This is a genomic window from Tistrella mobilis (assembly GCF_041468085.1).
Lineage (GTDB): Bacteria > Pseudomonadota > Alphaproteobacteria > Tistrellales > Tistrellaceae > Tistrella > Tistrella mobilis_A.
The window spans coordinates 2,173,012-2,188,829 of sequence record NZ_CP121017.1; the positions used below are offsets into that span (position 1 = coordinate 2,173,012).

14 protein-coding genes are annotated in these 15,818 nt (G+C 68.1%); 6 read left to right on the forward strand and 8 right to left on the reverse strand.

The genetic code is table 11. From position 1 onward, the window contains the following. Nucleotides 1-10: 10 nt before the first annotated feature. Both P7L68_RS15620 and P7L68_RS15625 read right to left on the reverse strand, forming a co-directional pair. Complete coding sequence (locus P7L68_RS15620; RefSeq protein WP_372006548.1) at nt 11-601, reverse strand: TetR family transcriptional regulator; 591 nt, start codon at nt 599-601, stop codon at nt 11-13. Nucleotides 602-686: 85 nt separating this feature from the next. Further along, nucleotides 687-1,580, reverse strand: a complete 894-nt coding sequence (locus P7L68_RS15625) for an ATP-binding protein (RefSeq protein WP_372006549.1) — start codon at nt 1,578-1,580, stop codon at nt 687-689. A 255-nt stretch (nt 1,581-1,835) separates the two neighbouring features. Between P7L68_RS15625 and yajC the strand changes: the two genes are divergently transcribed. From yajC to P7L68_RS15645, 4 genes are all read left to right on the forward strand, one after another. After that, nucleotides 1,836-2,231 carry a preprotein translocase subunit YajC gene (gene yajC / locus P7L68_RS15630; RefSeq protein ID WP_372006550.1) on the forward strand — a complete coding sequence of 132 codons (396 nt, stop codon included), beginning with the start codon at nt 1,836-1,838 and terminating at the stop codon, nt 2,229-2,231. A gap of 111 nt (nt 2,232-2,342) precedes the next feature. Next, the gene (gene secD / locus P7L68_RS15635) at nt 2,343-3,911 is read left to right on the forward strand and encodes a protein translocase subunit SecD (protein WP_372006551.1); all 1,569 of its coding nucleotides are present in this window, start codon (nt 2,343-2,345) and stop codon (nt 3,909-3,911) included. 19 nt (nt 3,912-3,930) lie between these two features. Next, nucleotides 3,931-4,899: a protein translocase subunit SecF gene (gene secF, locus P7L68_RS15640; protein WP_372006552.1), complete on the forward strand. Its 969-nt coding sequence runs from the start codon at nt 3,931-3,933 to the stop codon at nt 4,897-4,899. A 44-nt stretch (nt 4,900-4,943) separates the two neighbouring features. Next, nucleotides 4,944-5,327 carry an Mth938-like domain-containing protein gene (locus P7L68_RS15645; RefSeq protein WP_372006553.1) on the forward strand — a complete coding sequence of 128 codons (384 nt, stop codon included), beginning with the start codon at nt 4,944-4,946 and terminating at the stop codon, nt 5,325-5,327. Between the two features lie 83 nt (nt 5,328-5,410). Here the strand turns inward: P7L68_RS15645 and P7L68_RS15650 are convergent, their stop codons facing one another. After that, complete coding sequence (locus tag P7L68_RS15650; protein ID WP_372006554.1) at nt 5,411-6,010, reverse strand: superoxide dismutase; 600 nt, start codon at nt 6,008-6,010, stop codon at nt 5,411-5,413. On the opposite strand from P7L68_RS15650, the gene P7L68_RS15655 reads away from it, so the two are divergent. Beyond that, nucleotides 6,009-6,185: a hypothetical protein gene (locus P7L68_RS15655; RefSeq protein ID WP_372006555.1), complete on the forward strand. Its 177-nt coding sequence runs from the start codon at nt 6,009-6,011 to the stop codon at nt 6,183-6,185. The genes P7L68_RS15650 and P7L68_RS15655 overlap by 2 nt on opposite strands. A gap of 206 nt (nt 6,186-6,391) precedes the next feature. Here the strand turns inward: P7L68_RS15655 and P7L68_RS15660 are convergent, their stop codons facing one another. Continuing rightward, a complete protein-coding gene (locus P7L68_RS15660; RefSeq protein WP_372006556.1) occupies nt 6,392-7,624 on the reverse strand; it encodes an FAD-dependent oxidoreductase in 1,233 nt (410 codons plus the stop codon). A gap of 5 nt (nt 7,625-7,629) precedes the next feature. Continuing rightward, the gene (locus P7L68_RS15665; RefSeq protein ID WP_372006557.1) at nt 7,630-9,411 is read right to left on the reverse strand and encodes a squalene/phytoene synthase family protein; all 1,782 of its coding nucleotides are present in this window, start codon (nt 9,409-9,411) and stop codon (nt 7,630-7,632) included. 159 nt (nt 9,412-9,570) lie between these two features. Between P7L68_RS15665 and P7L68_RS15670 the strand changes: the two genes are divergently transcribed. Then, entirely contained in the window at nt 9,571-10,428 is an 858-nt protein-coding gene (locus P7L68_RS15670) for a phytoene/squalene synthase family protein (RefSeq protein ID WP_372006558.1), read from the forward strand. A 17-nt stretch (nt 10,429-10,445) separates the two neighbouring features. Here the strand turns inward: P7L68_RS15670 and trmFO are convergent, their stop codons facing one another. From trmFO to uvrA, 3 genes are all read right to left on the reverse strand, one after another. Beyond that, nucleotides 10,446-11,813 (reverse strand): methylenetetrahydrofolate--tRNA-(uracil(54)-C(5))-methyltransferase (FADH(2)-oxidizing) TrmFO, encoded by a 1,368-nt coding sequence (trmFO, locus tag P7L68_RS15675; protein ID WP_372006559.1) that lies wholly within the window; start codon nt 11,811-11,813, stop codon nt 10,446-10,448. Between the two features lie 108 nt (nt 11,814-11,921). Further along, complete coding sequence (locus P7L68_RS15680; RefSeq protein ID WP_372006560.1) at nt 11,922-12,389, reverse strand: hypothetical protein; 468 nt, start codon at nt 12,387-12,389, stop codon at nt 11,922-11,924. 348 nt (nt 12,390-12,737) lie between these two features. Then, complete coding sequence (gene uvrA / locus P7L68_RS15685) at nt 12,738-15,614, reverse strand: excinuclease ABC subunit UvrA (RefSeq protein WP_372006561.1); 2,877 nt, start codon at nt 15,612-15,614, stop codon at nt 12,738-12,740. Nucleotides 15,615-15,818 lie beyond the last annotated feature (204 nt).

Genomic DNA, 15,818 nt, shown 5'->3' on the forward strand with positions numbered 1-15,818 from the left:
GGGGTGTCCTTCATCTTGACCCGGACAGCAGCGTCCTGAGGTCGTTAAGGGCTGCGGCGATCCCGTCGGTCATCGGCGCGGGATCGCCGGCGAGAAAGGCGAGCACGGCACCACCGGCCCAGCGGGCAGTGAAATCGCGGGCCGCGGCCTCCGCCCGGTCGGCAGCGACGCCGCCCGCGACCAGTTCGGCGACCACGCTCTTGCGCAGCAGGGTGGCTGCCCGGATGCAGATATCCCGGGCCGCACGTTCCGCCTCGCCACCATTGGCCAGATCGCGTGCAAGCCGCTGGATCGGGCAGCCATAGCGTGCGGCCAGCGGTGCACCGGCCGAGAGCCCGGCGGCAATGATCGTCAGCCGCTCTTCCGGAGAGCGGCCCTCCGCCGCCCGGGACAGAATCTCCTCCGCCCGGTTTAGTTGCGCTTCAGCCGCTGCGGTCGCAAGAGCGGCCTTGGTCGGGAAGTGGTAGAAGACGGCCCCGGCCGGGATGCCGGCCCCGGCGGCAATGTCGCGCAGGCTGACGGCATCATACCCCCGCTGATGGAAGAGGTCAGCGGCCGCCCGGGCCAGGCGCTCGCGACGGTCTCGGGCAGGTATGCGCATGCCGGTGGTCATCTCTCGAATAGTTAGTCAACTGACTTACAAAATCACCAGAACCGGGCCGCGTCAAGCGCGGCCCGGTTCTGCGTCAGCCCTCGCGGGTTTCCAGCCGTCGGCCGAGGCGGCCGGCCAGATCCTGGATGTACTGCCAGGCCACGCGACCCGACCTTCCGCCGCGGGTCTGGGCCCAGGTGAGGGCCTCGCGCTCCACATCGACCTTGTCGGAACCAAGGTCATAGGCGGCGACATAGCCATGGACCATGGCCAGATAGGTCTTCTGGTCGCAGGCATGGAAGCCGAGCCAGAGGCCGAAGCGGTCGGAGAGCGAGACCTTTTCTTCGATCGCTTCCGACGGGTTGATCGCGGTCGAGCGCTCGTTGTCGATCATGTCGCGCGGCATCAGATGGCGGCGGTTGGAGGTGGCGTAGAACAAAACCTCGTCGGGCCGGCCCTCGATGCCGCCGTCGAGCACGGCCTTCAGCGATTTGTAGTCGGTGTCGTCATGGTCGAAGGACAGATCGTCGCAGAACAGCAGCGCCCGGGTATCGCCGCCGCGCAGCACCGCCAGCAGGTCCGGCAGCTGCGAGATGTCCTCGCGGTGGATCTCGATCAGCTTGAGCGGCCGGCTGCCGGCCGGCGTCTCCGACACGATCTTCGCGTGCACCGCCTTCACAAGCGAGCTTTTGCCCATGCCACGGGCGCCCCAGAGCAGGGCATTGTTGGCCGGCAGGCCGGCGGCGAAGCGCCTGGTGTTGTCGAGCAGCTGATCGCGTGCCAGGTTCACACCTTCGAGCAGGCTGATATCGACCCGGGAGACCCTGGGGACCGGCTGCAGGCTGCGATTGGTCGAGACCCAGACGAAGGCGTCGGCGGCGTCCAGGTCGATCGCGGCGGCGGGCGGCGGCGCCATGCGCTCCAGCGCCGAGGCGATGCGGTCGAGCACCGACAGAAGGTCGGGGGAAGCAGAGGCGGTATCGGTCATCGGAGCAGGATCCTGCAGGCGGATGTCGGACAGGAGAGGCAGTGAGGCGGTGTTATACCGCTTCGATCGGGCGTCCCCAAGCAGCGGGCCATTATGAGGACCCCCACATGACGGTACCGGGCTGGTCCCGCAGCAGCCGGGTTCGCTTTGCAAAGCCGCGGGGCGCCGCTATAGTCCGCTCACGACTGCGCCGGAGCCGGCTTGCGGCTGCGGCCTCCTCTTGCCAACGCAATATATACCCACGGGGACGTATCGATGCTCATCTCTCCGGCCTATGCGCAGGCCGCCGGTGCCGACGGCGGTGCCGGCATGCTCATGCAGCTGCTGCCGCTGCTCCTGATCTTCGTCGTCTTCTATTTCCTGCTGATCCGGCCGCAGCAGAAGAAGGCCAAGCAGCACCGCGAGATGATCTCGGCGCTGCGTCGCGGCGACCGTGTGGTGACCGCGGGCGGCATCGTCGGCACCATCGCCAAGGTCGATGACGACACTTACGCCACGCTGGAGATCGCGCCTGACGTGCGCGTGAAGGTGATGCGCCATACCATCACCGACAAGATCGCGGCGACCGAGCCGGCCCGCTCGGGCCGCAAGGGCAAGGAGGCCGACGAGGCCGACGACGCCGACGCCGACACCGAGAAGACCGGGAAGTGACGAACAGGCCGCCGCGGGAGGTATCCCGCGGCGGCCTTCTCCCGAAGAAGACGTCTCCCCGAGGTCCGGTTTCCCGCCGCCTCTCCGCCTTCCGCCCAGACGACGGTATCCATGCTGCAATTCGCCAAGTGGAAGACGGCGCTGATCATCGGCATCTGCCTGATCGGCGTTCTCTTCACCGCCCCGAACCTGATCGGCCGGCAGACGCTGGATGCGCTGCCCGACTGGCTGCCCAAACAGCGCCTCAGCCTGGGGCTCGACCTGCGCGGCGGCTCGCATCTGCTGCTCGAAGTCGAGATGGGGGCGGTGCTGCGTGAGCGCCTGGCCTCGGTGGCCGATGATGTGCGGTCGAAGCTGCGCGAAGACGGAACCGGTTACGCGGCGATCGGCGTCGATGGTGACGCCATCGTGGTCCGGGCGCGTGATGCCGCCGATGCCGGCAGGATCGCGGATGCCATGCGCAGCCTGAATGCCGGGCTCGACGTGTCGACCGATGGCGGCGTGATCCGCGCCACCTTCACCGAGGCCGAGATCGCCCATCGCCGCGACCAGACGCTCGCCCAGTCGATCGAGGTCGTGCGTCGGCGCGTCGATGAACTCGGCACCCGGGAAAGCTCGATTCAGCGCCAGGGCGACGAGCGGATCATCGTTCAGCTGCCCGGCGTCGAGAATCCGGGCGAGATCAAGGCCCTGCTCGGTACCACCGCGAAGATGAGCTTCCGCCTGCTCGACCCCACGGTCAGCGCGGCCGAGGTGCTCTCAGGCGGCCGTCTGCCGCCGGGCTCGGAACTGCTCGACGGCACCGGCCCCGGCGGTCAGCCGACCAGATATGTGGTCCAGCGGCGGGTTCTGGTCTCGGGCGAACGCCTGACCGACAGCCAGCCCAGCTTCCAGAACAACGAGCCGGTGGTCAGCTTCCGCTTCGACAGCGTCGGCGCCCGCCGTTTCGGCGAGGCCACCCAGCAGAATGTCGGTCGCAACCTGGCGATCGTGCTCGACGAGAAGGTGATCAGCGCACCGGTGATCCGCGAGCCCATCCTGGGCGGATCGGGCGTCATCTCCGGAACCTTCACGGTTCAGGAAGCCAACAATCTGGCCGTCCTGCTGCGTGCCGGTGCTCTGCCGGCGCCGCTGACCGTGATCGAAGAGCGCACCGTCGGCCCGGACCTCGGTGCCGACGCCATTGCCCGTGGTGAATTCGCGAGCGTGCTGGCCTTCGTTCTGGTCATTGCCTTCATGGCGTTCTACTACCGCCGGCTCGGCATCTATGCCGATATCGCCCTGCTCGCCAATCTGGTGCTGCTGCTGGGGGCCCTGTCGGCCCTGCAGGCGACGCTGACCCTGCCGGGTATCGCCGGCATCGTGCTGACGATGGGCATGGCGGTCGACGCCAATGTGCTGATCTATGAGCGTATCCGCGAGGAACGCGCTGCCGGCCGATCCGTGATCGCCTCGGTGGAGGCCGGCTTCAAGGGGGCGATGACCACCATCATCGACAGCAACCTCACCACGCTGATTGCCGCGGCGCTGCTGTTCCAGTTCGGCTCGGGCCCCGTTAAGGGCTTCGCGGTCACGCTGTCGATCGGCATTCTGACCACGCTGTTCAGCGCCGTGTTCGTGACCCGCCTGCTTGTGGCCAGCTGGCTGCATCGGGCGCGTCCGAAGACCCTTGCCCTCTGACCGCGCCGGGATCGATCACATGTTCAAGTTCTCACTCAACCCCGGCAAGACCAATATCGACTTTCTGCGCCACCGGATCGCGGCCCTGGTCTTCACCGCCCTTCTGACCATCGCCACCATTGGTCTGGTGGTCGGCAAGGGGCTGAATTTCGGCATCGATTTCACCGGCGGCGTGCTGGTCGAAGTCCAGACCTCGGGCCCTGCCGATCTGGCGGCGATGCGCGATGCGCTGGGAGACGGCACCTTCGGTGACGTGTCGCTGCAGAATTTCGGCGCCGACAACGCCGTGCTGATCCGCCTTGGCCAGGATGCCAGCGAGGGCGATGCGCAGGGCCGGATGGTCGAGGCGCTGCGCCAGACCCTGTCCGAGAAGGTCGACCCGAACATCCAGATCCAGCGCGCCGAATTCGTCGGCCCCAAAGTGGGGCAGGAACTGATTGAAGGCGCGGTGATTGCCTTCGTGGTCGCGATTGCGGCCATGATGATCTATGTGTGGTTCCGCTTTGAATGGCAGTTCGGCGTGGGCGCCGTCGCGGCCCTGTTCCACGACGTGATCATGACCATCGGCATGTATGCGGTGACCGGCTATGAGTTCAATCTCACCAGTGTCGCCGCGGTGCTGACCATCATCGGCTATTCGCTGAACGACACGGTGGTCATCTTCGACCGGGTGCGCGAAAATCTGCGCAAGTACCGCGACATGACCATCGTGGAACTGCTGAACCGGGCGGTGAACGACACGCTTGCGCGAACGATCATGACCGGGTTCACCACGCTGATCGCGCTGTTCGCGCTCTACTTCGTGGCCGGCTCCGCGCTTGCGGGCTTCACCTTCGCAATGATCGCGGGCGTGTTCATCGGCACCTATTCCACGATCTTCATCGCGGTGCCGATCCTGGTCTATCTGAACCTGCAGAAGCGCCAGCGGGGCCGGGTGGGCACCGATGGCAACGAAGAGGGTGAGGCGGAGGCCGAGGTGAAGGCCTGACGCCGCCACCCCCGCCCTTTCCTCTCGGACCGGAGTATTCACCGATGATGGACCTGACCCCTAAGCTCGCCGACGGCGCCAAGGTGGTGCAGGGCTATGCGGAAGGCCGCTTCCGTATCGGCGGCGAGATCTTTCCGCATTCGGTGCTGGTGATGCCGGGCGTGGTCGAGGCCTGGCAGGCAGTGGATCTTGCCACCGCTACGGTGGAGAGCCTGGAGCCGGTGCTTGCCGCCGGCCGCGCCGGGCAGGTCGAGGTGCTGATCATCGGCTGCGGCCCGCGCACCCAGCTGGTACCGCGGCCGCTGCGCGATGCATTGAAGGCGGCCGGTATCGGTGTCGAAGGCATGGATACCGGCGCCGCCGCCCGCACCTACAACGTCATGACCATGGAAGACCGCAAGGCGGCGGCTGCCCTGATCGTTCTCTGACCACAGAACGGCGCCAGACGAAAACCCCCGCCCGGCAGCCCGGGCGGGGGTTTTTACGTGCAGGGGAAGCTGCGCCGGCCGGATCAGGCCTTGGCGAGATTCTCGGCCGCGAAGTCCCAGTTCACCAGGTTGTCCAGGAAGGACTGGACGAAATCCGGGCGACGGTTCTGGTAGTCGAGGTAGTAGGCATGCTCCCAGACGTCGATGGTGAGCAGCGGCGTGGCGCCGGTGCCGACCGGGGTTTCGGCATTGCCGGTCTTCACGATCTCAAGCTTGCCGTCCTTCACCACCAGCCAGGCCCAGCCCGAGCCGAACTGGGTGGTGGCGGCGTTCTTGAACGCCTCCTTGAACTTGTCGAGACCGCCGAAATCGGCATCGATCCGGCTGGCCAGATCGCCCGAGGGGGCGCCGCCGCCATTGGGCTTCATCGAATGCCAGAAGAAGGTGTGGTTCCACACCTGCGCGGCGTTATTGAACACGCCGGCCTTCGCCGCATCGCCGCGGCTCTTGACGATGATGTCTTCGAGGCTGGCGTCGGCGAGATCGGTGCCCTCGACCAGCTTGTTGAGGTTCACGACATAGGTGTTGTGGTGCTTGCCGTGATGGAACTCGAAAGTCTGGGCCGAGATATGCGGCTCCAGAGCGGTCTTGTCGTAGGGCAGGGCGGGAAGTTCGAACGCCATGACGATCCTCGTCCTCAATTGTCATTATGCCCAGGCGGCGGACCCCTCTTGTCGTGGGCTGCCGCCGGATGACAGGCTTTACCACCGCATGCCGCTGACCGGCATGTCGCTGGAGAAAGCCCGATGGGGTGATACCGCGAAACTCCACCTTGTGCCAACCATCGGTCGGGCTTGATCGCCGGTCGAGCCGGAGGGTGCCCGACACCAGACCGGAATGGAACCAGGCGGGGTGTTTCCGGCAGAACCCCTCCACAGCCACCCGGTTCCGCCAGGAGGCGTCATGCGGGTCACCGTTCCGCCCGAATATGGGGCGAGTCGCGGTCCGGGCCAAGGGCTGCCTTCGACATGTCACGGGTTGTTATGTGCCGATGGTGCGCCGGATCAGCGACGGCGAAGCACGGCCGCTGCCGCCCGCTGCCCCGAGACCACCGCGCCTTCGATCGTGGCCGGCAGGCCGGTGGCGGTCCAGTCGCCGGCGAGCACGACATCCGGCCGGGGGCGGGTGCGATCGACAGGGCCCGGGCGCAGCGCCTCGCCGCCCGGATCGTGACGCATGGTTGCCCGCTTCTCTTTCACAACCCGGACCGGCGGCATCGCGGCCGAAAGCCCGGCCATGGCGAGGCCGGCCCGGATTTCCGCCCAGCCGGTTGCCGCCAGCACCTCTGCCGGCCGGTCCATCAGCGCATCGGCGGCGCTGGTGGTGATGGACAGGATGCCGTCCCGATGAAAGATCCAGTCGGCCATCCCGCCGGTCACCATCAGCGCCTCTGGCATGCCGGGGGGCAGCCGATCCGGGGCGTAGTGGATGTTCAGGATGGCGGAGCTGGTGCGGGGCACCGTGATGTTGGGCAGCAGGCGGTGGGCGGCCGCCGGCGGCAGGGCGAGCACGATCATCCGGTCGGGGTCGGGCGGCGGCAGCCGGTCGAGCGGGGTGGTCGGATGCAGGCGGACGCCCAGTGCCCGCAAACGCGCGACTGCCGGGGCGATCAAGGCGGCATCCAGCCCGCCTTCGGCCAGGTGCAGCCGGAAGCCGCGGGGGCCGGCGAGCGCAAGCCGGCGAAGCATGCGGGCGACCAGCCGGGCATCGGCCGCCGCGGGATCGATGTTGAGCGCGGCGCGGACCAGCGGAGCCAGCACCGCCTGACCGAGCTTGCGCGAGAGCAGGCCGGGGCGGGCTGTTCCGAGCGGGCCGTTCACGCGGCCGTCGAGCAGAAGGCCGGCAAGGGCCAGCAGATCGCCCGCACCGAGCCCCAGGCTGCGCATCAGCTGCATCGGGCTGCCGAGCCGGATCTCGTGCCGGCCGGTGACCTCGCCGCCGGGGCCATCAAGGGCGACTGCGGGATAGATGGCCGGCAGCTCGCGAAACCGCCCGCCGACCCTGCGCACGAAATCGAGCGCGGCCGGATTGGCCCCCAGCAGAACATGGGTGCCGTTGTCCAGCCGATGGCCGGTGACCGGGTCGTCGAAGGACCGGCAGCGGCCGCCGGCCTGGGGCGCCGTCTCCAGCAGCTCGACCGTCAGCCCGGCTTCGGCCAGATCGAGTGCCGCGGCGAGGCCGGCAATGCCGGCGCCGGCAACCAGGACGCGGGTCGGGCGCGGGGGACGAGCGGGCAAGGCGGTCAGCCGCCGATCCGGGCAAGCACGGCGTGGCGCAGGGCTGCGCGGACTGCCCGCCGTTTCAGCTGCCGGCGCAGATCCGGGGGCAGGGCGGCGAAGCGCCGCGCCTCCAGCACCGCCAGCAGGCCGCGATAGGCATCGGCCATGGCCATGGCCGGGCGCAGACGGCGGCGCAGATGCGGATCATCGGGCAGGGCGGCATCTGCGGCAGCAAAGGCATCGCGGGCAGCATGGCCAAGGGCGCGTGCGGCGGGCAGGCGGGCGGGCCCTTCGGCAATGACCACGGGTGCCGCCCGTGGATCGGCACCGGCGGCCATCAGGGCCTCTGCCGGCAGGTAGATCCGCCCATGGATCGCATCCTCGTCGATGTCGCGCAGAATGTTGGTCAGCTGGAGCGCCCGGCCCAGATGACGGGCATAGGCCCGGCCTGCAGCCCGGGGGACACCGAAGGCCACCAGGGCTGCCTCGCCGACGGCGCCGGCCACGCGATCGGCGTAGCGCAACAGATCCGCCCAGGCAGGGGCACCGCCGGGATGATCGCTGCAATCGCTCAGGCAGCCGGCGACGATCTGTCGAAGGGCATCGACCGGCAGATGATGGTGCCGGACGGCATGGTGGAGCAGCGCCGCATCGCGCCCGGTCGGCGCATGGTCGGCACCGAGGGCCAGCAGATCCGCATCGATCGCGTCCAGAAGCTGCCGCCGCCGGGCGGCGGGTGCATGGCCGTCGGCAATGTCGTCGACCAGCCGGCTGACGGCATAGAGGGCCTGCATGGCCGGCCGGCCATCCGATGGCATCAGGCGGATGGCCATGCCGAAGCTGCTGCCGGTGGTCTGGCTTTCGGGCACCGGCACCCGCAGGGCCGCCAGGCCGGCATCGGCAAGGGCGCCTGCCCAGTCCCTGCGGCGCGGTCGGATGCGCCGGGCCAGGGGGTCGGCACCGGTGAAGCGGCGACGATGGCGGCGGGCTATGCCGAGCGTGAGGGCAGCCTGAATGCGCAGCCGGCGCACCGGTGTGGCGAGCAGCGGCCGCGCCCGGTCGAGCAGGTCGTCCACAGCTTCCAGCATCCGCCCGATCGCGGCGAGCAGGCGCGGCGGTGCCGCAGGCGCACCCAGCACCGCGGCGCCGAGCCCCGCATCCGCCAGCCAGCTGCCCGGCAGCCAGACCCGGCCGGCGGTGCGATAATCGGCCCCCAGATCGCGAATGTGGTTCAGCAATTGAAGGGCGACGGCCAGATCGTCGCCGGCCTGGCGACGGGCGGGATCCTGGTCGCCGGACACCGCCATCAACACGCGGGCGACCGGCGCGGCCGACAACCGGCAATGGCCGTCGAGTGCCGCCCAGTCTGCCGGAACGAACCCGTCGACATCGCGACGCGAGGCTTCGGCCAGATCGCGCAACGGAGTGATGTCGATGCCAGCCTGTGCGAAGGCGGCGGCCGCCTCGGCCGCAAGCCGCCGCAGTTCGTCGGCGGCCGGCGTCGCCGTCAGATGCGGCTGACCGTCCCCCTCCAGACCATCCGTGAAAGCGGCAATCGCGGCGTGACGGTCGGCCTTCGGCAGGTTGCGGTCGTCGGCGATGTCGTCGAGCCGCCGTGCTGCCCGATAGAAGGCCTGAACCGCCATCCGGCCCGGCCCGGGAGGGGCGGCCATCCCCAGCACGGGAAAATCCTCGCGCCCCGCGGCCAGCGCGCGCACCGGCAGGGTTACCCGGTCAGGGGCGGCGGACGCCACGGTCAGACGGGTAGCGACGGCGGATGGGCGTGGATCGGCATCAGCCGTCATCGGCGGCGGGTCTCCGGCAGGGAAGGGATCCGGGATGAGGAAGGTCGCGCGCTTTCAGAATAGCATCACGCGGTTTGCGGTGGAGCCCCCGAAGCCTATATGGTCGGCCGAAACCCGCCGGAGCACGCTTCGGCTCACAAGCCCGGCCCGGAGAGACGGATGACCACGGTTTCCGATACCGAACGCGCAGCGGCGCTGGCGGCGAGCGCAGACGAGCTGACCAGGCTGGATCCGGACCGCTTCGCCTGCCTGATGCTGGCCGATCCGGAGCGGCGTGCCGATCTGGTTGCTCTGCTCGGCTTTGCCTTCGAGACCGCGAAGACCGCCGAGGTGGTGAGCGAAACCATGATCGGCGCCATCCGCCTGCAATGGTGGCGCGAAGCCCTGGACGGAATCGAGGCCGGCACGCCGCGGCGCCATCAGGTGATCGATCTTCTGGCCCCGGCGATCGCGGCCCATGATCTGCCGCGGGACCGGCTGGAGCGGATGATCGATGCCCGCGAGGTGGATTTCGAACCGGCACCCTTTGCCGATGCCGCTGCGGTCGAAGCCTATGCCCGCGACACGGCGGGACAGCTGGCGCGGTTGCAGGCCAGGGTACTTGGGGTAACCGATGGCGCACGGCTGGATGCGGCCGAGGCGGTCGGTACCGGCTTCGGTCTGGCAGGTGTGCTCAGAGCCCTGCCGCATCAGGCGCGGCGGCGGCGGGTGCTGCTGCCCCGCGACCGGATGGAAGCGGCCGGTCTGGGGACGGGCCAGGTGATTGAACCGCATCTGCGCGACCAGGCGGTAACGACCGCGATTGCCGCCATCGTCGCAGATCTGGCCGGGCGTGCCGGGGCGCTGATCGCCGATGCCCGCAAGGCCGGCCGCCTGCCGCGGCCTGTGGCGGGGCAGGCGGCACTCGCCCGGGTGCATCTGGCACGGCTGGCACGGGCGGGTCATGATCCGTTCACGGCCCCGGCCGTGCTCAGCCCGGCACGTCGGGCTTTCACCCTGCTGCTTGCCCGGGGCTGAGACCGGCGGATCCGTCCTCAGGCGGCCACGGGCCGGGCATCGGCCCAGGCCGCGATGTCTTCGAGCGCCCGGCGGGCCATCACCTGCTTGCGCTCATTCTTGCGGATCTTGCCTTCGAGCGGCGCGAACAGGCCAAAATTCACGTTCATCGGCTGGAAGGTTTCGGGGTTCGCGGCGCCGGTGATATGGGCGAGCAGCGCGCCCATGGCGGTGGTGGCGGGCGGCAGCACGATCTCCTGCCCCAGTGCCTCTGCCGCAGCGAAGCGGCCGGCCAGCAGGCCCATGGCCGCGCTTTCGACATAGCCTTCGACGCCGGTCACCTGGCCGGCAAAGCGCAGATGCGGGGCCGCCTTCAGCCGCATCACCCCGTCCAGCACCCGCGGGCTGTTGATGAAGGTGTTGCGGTGGATGCCGCCCAGCCGGGCGAACTCGGCATTCTGCAGACCCGGAATCATCCGGAAGATCCGGCTCTGTTCGCCGTATTTCAGCTTGGTCTGGAAACCGACCATGTTCCAGAGCGTGCCGGAGGCGTTGTCCTGGCGCAGCTGGACCACGGCATGCGGCGAGCGGCCGGTGCGCGGATCGGTCAGGCCGACCGGCTTCATCGGGCCGAAGCGCAGGGTCTCGGGCCCGCGTTCCGCCATCACCTCGATCGGCAGGCAGCCTTCGAAATAGGGCGTCGACTTCTCCCACTCCTTGAAGTCGGTCTTCTCGCCGCCGATGATCGCGGCGATGAAGGCTTCATAGGTCTCCCGGTCCAGCGGGCAGTTGACATAATCGGCACCGGTGCCGCCCGGCCCCGGCTTGTCGTAGCGCGACTGCATCCAGGCAATGTCGAAGTCGATGCTGTCCCGGTGCACGATCGGCGCAATGGCGTCGAAGAAGGCGAGGCTGTCCTCGCCGGTGGCGGCGCGCACCGCCTCGGCAAGGGCAGGGGAGGTCAGCGGCCCGGTGGCGATGATCGTCCGGCCCCAGTCTGCCGGCGGCAGGCCGGTCACCTCTTCACGGCGGATCTCAAGCAGCGGATGGGCACGCAACCGTTCTTCCACCGCGGCCGAGAAACCGTGGCGATCGACCGCGAGCGCGCCACCCGCCGGCACCTGATGGGAATCGGCTGCGGCCATGATCACGCTGTCGGCGCGCCGCATCTCGGCATGGAGCACGCCCACCGCATTCGAGGTGGCGTCATCGGACCGGAAGGAGTTCGAGCAGACCAGTTCCGCCAGACCGTCGGTTGCATGGGCCTCGGTCTTTCTGACCGGGCGCATCTCGTGCAGGATCACCGGCACGCCTGACTGCAGCAGCTGCCAGGCAGCCTCGGAACCGGCAAGACCGCCGCCCACGACATGGACGGGAGCGATATGAACCGGGGCAGAGGTCTTCACGGGCACCAACCTTTCCTGTGGCCGACGGCAGAGACGAACCGTCGCCCCAGGACATATTACAGTCGGGCCCGGCCCTCAAGCGGGAGCCGTAGCTTCAGACCCCGCTTCTCAGACCCGGCGCGGCGCCCGGCTGGCGGATTCGAGGGCGGCCGGTGCACTGGCGGCACGGAAACCGGCAAGGCCGAGGGCGGCCACGATCACCGCCACGTCGTCAGGCCGGGCTGCATCCGATGTGACCCCGTCGCGCCCCGTAAGGGCGAACAGCGCGCCGCCGACCAGCAGAGCGGTGACCAGGCCGGCGCGCCGGCGCGCTTCGGCCGGGGCGATCATCGGCTGGGTGAGCTCCCGGCGCTGGGCCCCGCGCGAGATCAGATCGGCGATGGTGTCGGCGATCATCGCCATATCCGCCGGGGCCGGAGCCTGGGTCGGATGGGCGGCGTCGCCGCCGGTGGCGGAACGAGCGGCATCGGTGAGCAGGCGGCGACCGATGCGGGCGATGCCCTGGGCGGCCGTGTCGGGCGCAAGCCCGGCGAGGCCCGGGGCACGCGGATCACTGGCGGCGAGTATGGCGGGCAATGTATGGACGGAATCTCCGTGACGTGTGGGTTCCAGATGTTGCGCGCACGAGTCGTTCTTCGCCGCCGATGCTCCGAGCATGTGGCAAACCCCCGGTCTGTCCCGATCATCACGTTCAACTTACCGTCCGGACACGCAGTTCTGATCGCGGCGCGTTCCGTCCTGTGCTCACGCTATGACAGGACGTCGGTGACGGCAAGTCACCGACGTTCCACAGTCAACGTTTTTTACCCGATCAGCCCGTTCAGGCCTGTCCGAGGTAGATAACAGGTGCAAAATCGTACGGAATCTCGCAAATCTGGCGAAATTTATGGTGAAGATGGATTTAATTGACCCGGCATCTATCTTTCATTCGGCTGAAATGATTCGCGCACCGGCCCGTTTTGCGTTTTCCATGGCAAGATGCCGGCCCAGATAGTGGCCGGTATGGCTGGCGGGGTTGTGGATGACATCCTCCGGCGTGCCCTCGGCCACGATGTGGCCGCCGCCGGACCCGCCTTCAGGGCCCATGTCTATCAGCCAGTCCGCTGTTTTGATAACGTCGAGATTGTGCTCGATCACCACCACCGTGTTGCCCTGATCGACCAGGGTGTGCAGGACTTCGAGCAGCTTGCGGACGTCGTCGAAGTGCAGGCCGGTGGTCGGCTCGTCCAGGATATAGAGTGTCCGCCCGGTCGCCCGACGCGACAGCTCTTTGGCCAGCTTCACCCGCTGGGCTTCGCCGCCCGACAGGGTGGTGGCGGACTGGCCGAGACGGATATAGCCAAGCCCGACCTCGGCGATCGTGCGCAGCTTGTCGCGGATCGACGGCATGGCCTGGAAGAAGTCCAGCCCCTCGTCGACGGTCATGTCGAGGACGTCGGCGATCGACTTGCCCTTGAACTGGACCTCCAGCGTCTCGCGGTTATAGCGCTTGCCCTTGCAGGCATCGCACTGGACATAGACGTCGGGCAGGAAGTGCATTTCGATCCGGATCACGCCGTCGCCCTGGCAGGCCTCGCAGCGACCGCCCTTGACGTTGAACGAGAAGCGGCCCGGCTTATAGCCGCGCGCCTTGGCGTCCGGCAGGCCGGCGAACCAGTCGCGGATCTGGGTGAACAGGCCGACATAGGTCGCCGGGTTCGACCGGGGGGTGCGGCCGATCGGCGACTGGTCGATGTTGATGATCTTGTCGATATGCTCCAGCCCATCGATGCGGTCGTGCTGGCCCGGATGGGTACGGGCACCGTTGAGCCGGCGGGCGATCGCCTGGTAGAGCGTCTCGATCACCAGCGTCGACTTGCCGCCGCCGGAGACGCCGGTGACGCAGGTGAAGGTGCCGAGCGGGAAGCTGGCGGTGACATCGTGGAGGTTGTTGGAGCGGGCGCCGACCAGGGTGATGGCCTCGCCCGTGCCTTTGCGCCGTTCTTCCGGCACCGGAATCAGCTTCGCACCGGTCAGATAGCGACCGGTGAGCGAGGCCGGGTTGGCCATGATTTCCGCCGGTGTCCCCTCGGCGACCACCTTGCCGCCATGCTCGCCCGCGCCCGGCCCCATGTCGATGACATGATCGGCGGCGCGGATGGCGTCTTCGTCGTGCTCGACCACCAGCACCGAATTGCCCAGATCGCGCAGGTCCTTCAGCGCGGCCAGCAGCCGGTCGTTGTCGCGTTGATGCAGGCCGATCGAGGGCTCGTCGAGCACGTAAAGCACGCCCGTCAGGCGCGAGCCGATCTGTGAGGCAAGGCGGATGCGCTGGCTCTCGCCACCCGAAAGCGAACCGGAGCCGCGGGCGAGGGTGAGATAGTCGAGCCCCACTTCGGTGAGGAAGCGCAGCCGCTCGTTGATCTCCTTCAGGATCCGCTGGGCGATCTCCCGGCGCTTGGCATCGAGACGGCCGTCGAGCGCACCGAACCAGGACCGGGCCTCGCCGATCGACATCGCCGAGACGTCGGCAATGTTCTTCATGTCGATCTTGACCGCGAGTGCCGTTTCCTTCAGGCGCTGACCACCGCAGGTTTCACAGGGACGATTGCCCTGGAAGCGCGACAGTTCCTCGCGGATGAAGGCACTGTCTGTCTCGCGCCAGCGCCGCTCCAGATTGGGGATCACGCCTTCAAAGGGGCGGTCGACGGTATAGTTGCGCGCGCCGTCTTCATAGCGGATCTTGATGGCTTCTTCGCCACTGCCGAACAGGATGGCCTGACGGACCCGGTCGGGCAGTTTCTCCCAGGACTGGGTCAGCGTCACCTTGTAGTGTGCGGCGATGCCGGCAAGCGTCTGGTTGTAGAACTGGGTGGTCGACTTGGCCCAGGGGGCGATCGCGCCCTCGCGCAGGCCCAGCGACGGGTCCGGCACCACCAGTTCGGGGTCGAAATGGCTCTTCACCCCCAGCCCGTCGCAATCCGGGCAGGCGCCATAGGGATTGTTGAAGCTGAACAGCCGGGGCTCGATCTCGTCGATGGTGAAGCCGGAAACCGGGCAGGCGAAGCGAGCCGAGAAGGTCGTGCGGTCGCCGGTGTCGGCATTCTCGGCGATCATGATGCCGTCGGCGAGATCGAGCGCGGTCTCGACGCTGTCGGCCAGCCGGTTGCCCAGCCCGTCGCGGATGACGATGCGATCGACCACGACCTCGATATCATGCTTGCGCTTCTTGTCGAGCGCGGGCGCGTCCTCGATCTCGTGAATCTCGCCGTCGATCTTCACGCGGGTGAAGCCGCGCTTCATCAGCTCGGCCAGTTCCTTGCGGTACTCGCCCTTGCGGCCGCGCACCACGGGGGCAAGCAGCAGCAGGCGGGTGCCGTCGCCCATCTCCATCATCCGGTCGACCATCTGGCTGACCGTCTGGCTTTCGATCGGCAGGCCGGTTGCGGGAGAATAGGGGATGCCGACCCGTGCCCAGAGCAGGCGCATATAGTCGTAGATCTCGGTGACGGTGCCCACGGTCGAGCGCGGATTGCGCGAGGTGGTCTTCTGCTCGATCGAAATGGCGGGCGACAGGCCGTCGATACGCTCGACATCCGGCTTCTGCATCAGCTCCAGGAACTGACGGGCATAGGCCGACAGGCTTTCGACATAGCGGCGCTGACCTTCGGCATAGATGGTGTCGAAGGCGAGCGACGACTTGCCGGAGCCGCTGAGGCCGGTGATCACCACCAGCCGGTCGCGCGGAATATCGACGTCGACGTCCTTGAGATTGTGTTCCCGCGCCCCGCGGACGCTGATCAGTCTGGTGGTGTCGCGCATCTGATCCCGCACCATGTGCCTCGCCGGCCGGATGTCGTTCCAGCGCCCCGCGCTGCAGGGCAGCACACGAACAAATAGTGCACGGATGCCTGATCGTCACGTGGCAAATCATGTCAGGAGGCCGGGGATATTCACCAGGGCCAGGGCGGCAGCCATGCGCCGGTGGCATGGCTGCCCGGGGTCCCCGGGGTGCGCCCCGGTGCC